Annotated in this window: 2 protein-coding genes; both read left to right on the top strand. The window is 34.9% G+C overall.

Going from position 1 to position 5,215, the window contains the following annotated elements; translation table 11 throughout:
• Window positions 1–602: 602 nt before the first annotated feature.
• Complete coding sequence (gene ispG / locus AC3DU7_RS24425; RefSeq protein WP_488041894.1) at window positions 603–1,823, top strand: (E)-4-hydroxy-3-methylbut-2-enyl-diphosphate synthase; 1,221 nt, start codon at window positions 603–605, stop codon at window positions 1,821–1,823.
• A 1,572-nt stretch (window positions 1,824–3,395) separates the two neighbouring features.
• A complete protein-coding gene (gene ctpC / locus AC3DU7_RS24420; protein WP_488041893.1) occupies window positions 3,396–4,688 on the top strand; it encodes a carboxyl-terminal processing protease CtpC in 1,293 nt (430 codons plus the stop codon).
• The last annotated feature ends 527 nt before the right edge of the window (window positions 4,689–5,215 follow it).

Raw genomic sequence — 5,215 nt, 5'->3', positions numbered from 1 at the left:
ATAATTTATGGATAAGAATTGATTTTATTTTTGATTTTTGGAGATGTCTATTATAAATCTCAATAAAAGAGGGAATAGGGAGAATTAACTTATAAATTATCAATAAGAATTGATTTTATTTTTGATTTTTGGAGAATTCTATTTTTCTGATAAAAAAATCAACCAAAAATATTCATATTTTGGTATTGTGTGTTGCCATTCTTGATGCAAATAACCTATTCCTGTAATATCATTTTTTTGCTAACAACCATAAATGATTTTGATGTTTAAAATTTAAAAATTAAACTTTTAAAAGACATTTTACTCAAACAAATTAGTTTATGAAAAATAGTTAAAGAAGTTAAAACTTAAAACTTAGATAAAAAAACAAAATATATCTTAATAAATATTTCTGCTTTTTGAGCATCATCAGCATTAATATTAGAGTTAAATAAAAAATTTAAACTAACATTTTTCATATTTGCCACTTGCTTTCTCCAAGCTTTCAAATGACTTTTAATTTTAGACTCTTGACTAATAAGATTGACAAATTATATGGCAATCTAAAATATAGGACAAAATATATTACTCAACTTTTCTCTACAGAAGTATAAAAGTACATTATGCAAACCTTGCCAAACCCAACCAAAACTCCGGCAAATCAACCCGCCTTTGACACAACTATTCATAGACGAAAAACTCGTCCAGTCAAAGTAGGTGATGTAACTATCGGTGGTGGCCATCCAGTCGTAGTACAGTCAATGATCAATGAAGACACCCTTGACATTGACGGTTCAGTAGCTGCCATTCGTCGTTTACACGAAATTGGATGTGAAATAGTCCGCGTTACCGTTCCCAGTATGGCCCATGCCAAATCCTTAGCAGAGATTAGACAGAAATTAACCGAGACTTACAAAGCCGTGCCACTGGTAGCTGACGTTCACCATAATGGTATGAAAATTGCTCTAGAAGTTGCCAAGCACGTTGATAAAGTAAGAATTAATCCAGGCTTATATGTATTCGAGAAACCTCAATCTGGCAGAAACGAATATACCGGCGCAGAATTTGAGGAAATAGGTGAAAAAATTCGCCAAACCCTTGAACCCTTAGTAATTTCTTTGCGAGACCAAGATAAAGCCATGCGAATTGGAGTTAACCATGGCTCCCTAGCAGAAAGAATGCTGTTTACTTATGGAGATACCCCAGAAGGCATGGTAGAGTCTGCCCTGGAATTTCTCAAAATTTGTGAATCCTTAGATTACTACAATTTGGTAATTTCCCTGAAGGCATCGCGGGTACCAGTCATGCTTGCTGCTTACCGATTAATGGTAAAACGGATGGATGAACTAGGTATGGCCTATCCTCTTCATTTGGGTGTAACTGAAGCAGGTGATGGAGAATATGGTCGGATTAAGTCTACTGCTGGTATCGGTACACTTTTGGCAGACGGAATAGGGGATACAATTCGTGTATCTTTAACTGAAGCACCCGAAAAAGAAATTCCAGTTTGTTACGGAATTCTCCAAGCTTTGGGTCTGCGGAAGACAATGGTAGAGTATGTGGCCTGTCCCTCCTGTGGCCGAACTTTATTTAATTTGGAAGATGTTCTGCATCAAGTGCGGGAGGCAACAAAACATTTAACAGGATTAGACATTGCTGTTATGGGTTGTATTGTAAATGGCCCAGGAGAAATGGCAGATGCAGATTACGGTTATGTAGGTAAGCAAACAGGGTATATTTCTTTATACCGTGGACGGGAAGAAATTAAAAAAGTCCCTGAGTCTCAAGGTGTTGAAGAATTAATTAATTTAATTAAAACTGATGGGCGTTGGGTTGAACCCTAGTTTATAATTAACATTTAATTAGGAGTGTAATTAAAAATACACTCCTTCATTTACTAACTATCAACTTTTTCCGTACCGGAATGCTCCGCAAACAGTGTTTTCGTAGGAAAAAGCAGAGCATCCCAGACTGAAACGCTTTTTAAATTAACAATTAATTAGATGGAGCTTTTCTATTTGTTAGCTATGAGGAATCTAATAGAAATCTAAATTAGTTAATTTGGATACAGATAAAATATCAATGTTTTAGCTGGAATGTTGGAAATACATCTACTCTTTTCTTAACTAGAAAAAATTGTACAGCAAACTTTAAGTATAGTGAGGTACAGTTTAAGACAAATCTATAATTTTTATTTATTCCTTGTTCCCTAACTCTGAGTGCTTTACCAAATAGGTCTGTCGCCGACGTGAAATAGCACTGCTGTACCCTAAAAGCATAAAATTTGTACCTTATCAATCCGAAAACTGCTGTAATTAATAGATGAGAGTGATCCTAATGTTATTTTTTAGTAGAGATAGTTAAAAATAACATTCAAGAACTTTAGAGGTAAATTATAACTTTATATACCCCCAAAAAATGGTTAAAACTAAATTTATATTAAGGAGAGTAAACAAAAAAAATTATCGATCGCACTTTTACTAATGCTAGTGCAGGATGGTGGAAATAACTGACCTTTTACAAAATCCTAAAACAATTACAAATCAAAAATGATTGACTTTTAAATGCATAACTTTTAACTTCCGTTTAGTGGCACTAGGGAAATAAACAATAAAGAAGAAGGAATAATCTGGCCTTCTCTAAATTTTCAGCTTTTGATACATCCTAACCTTTGCTTCGACTGCTATAAATTTTTATAATTTGATATCTGTTAATAAGGTATTAGTGCTGAGTTTTCACCAAGCTACTAAAGTTAGATAAGAATATTTTTTTCTCGTCATACACCATAAAAAAAATATAGTATTGGCTTTAAAAACTAAATTTATTGATGAATATTTACTGAATAATTAGGGTTTGCTGAATAAAGTTTTTTAGTAAGGGTAGGAGCCAGAATTTCCGTTTGTCATGCTACGCAAACAGGAGAAATAGGAATTATAGAAGAAGTAGTCAGAAGAATAGTACCTTGATTTTTCTGCCATAATCGTCCCGAAATACTAGCATGCATGGGCTTTTTAGGCCGAAAAGCTCGCACTTTTTTAGGCAAAAAAAGACTGAAACCAATATCAGTCAATGCTTTTATATTTAATCAGCCAGCCTTAATTAAGGCTTAAACCCTATCCTTTAAAGGAGAAAAGCAGTCGTTAGATCGGCTTTCTGTAGGATGGGATGGCTAGGTCTCCTCGCCATATCCAATCAACCACGAGAAAAGAAAAAATTTTCCTTAAGTGTCAATTCTCTTCTTTTTCAAGGAGAAGTAATTGTTAATAATTAATAATTAATAATTAATTGAACTTATTCCCTTTTCTTTTCTTGATTTTTACATATAAAACAACCTAACTCCAAGCATTATATTACTTATGCTAAATTAGGCATAGTAGTGATGTAGTAATTATTGTTTAAATTAATTCAACAAACAAATGGTTATAGCAAAACGTGGACTAATTCTTGGTGCAACAGCATTAATGTTAACAGGCGTTACTGTCATAGGCGCTGGTATTCATCTTTCCTCTCAAGCATCATTAAATAATAATGACCCTAAAGAATTAATCGACCAAGTTTGGCAAATTATTGATAAAACTTATGTTGATGGTACTTTCAATCAAGTAGATTGGAAAGCTACTCGCACTGAGTATCTCGATCAAACTTATACAACTGATGAAGAAGCTTACGATGCAATTAGGGAAATGCTAGAAAAGCTAGGAGATCCTTATACTCGCTTCATGGACCCGGAAGAGTTCAAAAATATGCAAATTGACACTTCTGGAGAACTCACAGGTGTAGGTATTCAACTAACCCAAGACCAAGATACAAAAAAATTAGTAGTAATTTCACCAATAGAAGATACTCCAGCTTTTAAAGCAGGAGTTCAAGCTAAAGATATTATTAGCAAAATAGATGGTCAAAGTACTGAGGGAATGGATATAAATCAGGCTGTAAGTCTAATCCGTGGCCCTATCGGTTCTCAAGTTACTCTAACTATTAAACGAGAAGGTCGGGAAATAGAGTTTCCTATTGTCAGAGCCAAAATAGAAATTCATCCTGTGAAATTTTCTCAGAAAGAAAGTTCTCTGGGTAAAGTTGGTTATATTCGGTTAAATCAGTTTAGTGCTAATGCTGCTGGTGAAATGCGGGAGGCAATAGATGAGTTAGAAGCTAAGAATGTATCGGGTTATATTCTAGATTTACGTTCTAACCCTGGTGGCTTACTTTATGCTAGCGTAGAAATTGCTCGAATGTGGCTCGAACGTGGAGATATTGTTTCTACTGTGAACCGTAGTGGTATAACCGATCGCCAGAAGGCTATTAATAGGTCTTTAACAGATAAGCCATTAGTAATTATGGTGGATGGGGGTTCAGCAAGTGCAAGTGAGATTCTTTCTGGTGCCCTACAAGATAATGAACGGGCGACATTAGTAGGTACTAAGACATTTGGTAAAGGGTTGGTGCAGTCCGTGCGTGGTGTTGGTAAAGGTGCAGGGTTAGCAGTGACGATCGCTAAATATTTCACTCCCAGCGGTCGGGATATTAACCATGAGGGAATTAAGCCAGATATAGAAATTTCTCTGACAGATGAACAAAAAGAGGCTTTGCGGAAAAGTCGGGATAAAATAGGTACTCTTGACGATCCTCAATATGCAAAAGCACTGGAAATTTTGAATCAAGAGATTGCAAAAGTCCAAAATAAGAAAGCTCAGTCAACAAAAAAGTAGGTAGGTTGATCGATTAATTTTATTAGTGGTGCATTGTAATTATTTTTGTTATTAGATACTACAGTGGGAGCATCTTGCTCCCGTACCAAAAATTTTTTTCCTTTTTACCATTGCGCAAGCAGGAACTATTCTATTAATTAGGGCTTGCTGATTAAACCTAAATGTCTTTACTGATATTGGTTTTAGCCTTTTTGGGTAGTGAGAAAGTACCTGGTTTTCAGATCAAAATGTTCAAAAATTTATAATTTTAGGCAAAAGTTGAGCTAAAAAAAATTACTCCCCTACTCCCCTACTCCCCCGCTCCCCTACTCCTTAAAAAAGACTTTTTCAGCAAGCCCTAATTAGGGTTTGCTGAATAATATCAAATCCGGTAGCATCGGTGTAATTAATATAGTGAATCAGAATCCAGAATTCAGAATCCAGAATTCAGAATCCAGAATTCAGAAGGGAAGAGAACTCAGAATTCTTTCCGCTCTGGGTGAAGATGGAATATTTTTGTATACCAAATTAAACGGATTTGATATAAA

The sequence above is a fragment of the Okeania sp. genome, from assembly GCF_983059655.1.
This window is presented reverse-complemented; position numbering and strand designations above follow the sequence as displayed.

Coding starts and splice junctions, on each gene's coding strand:
- ispG (WP_488041894.1), top strand. CDS start 603: ATGCAAACCTTGCCAAACCCAACCAAAACTCCGGCAAATCAACCCGCC.
- ctpC (WP_488041893.1), top strand. CDS start 3,396: ATGGTTATAGCAAAACGTGGACTAATTCTTGGTGCAACAGCATTAATG.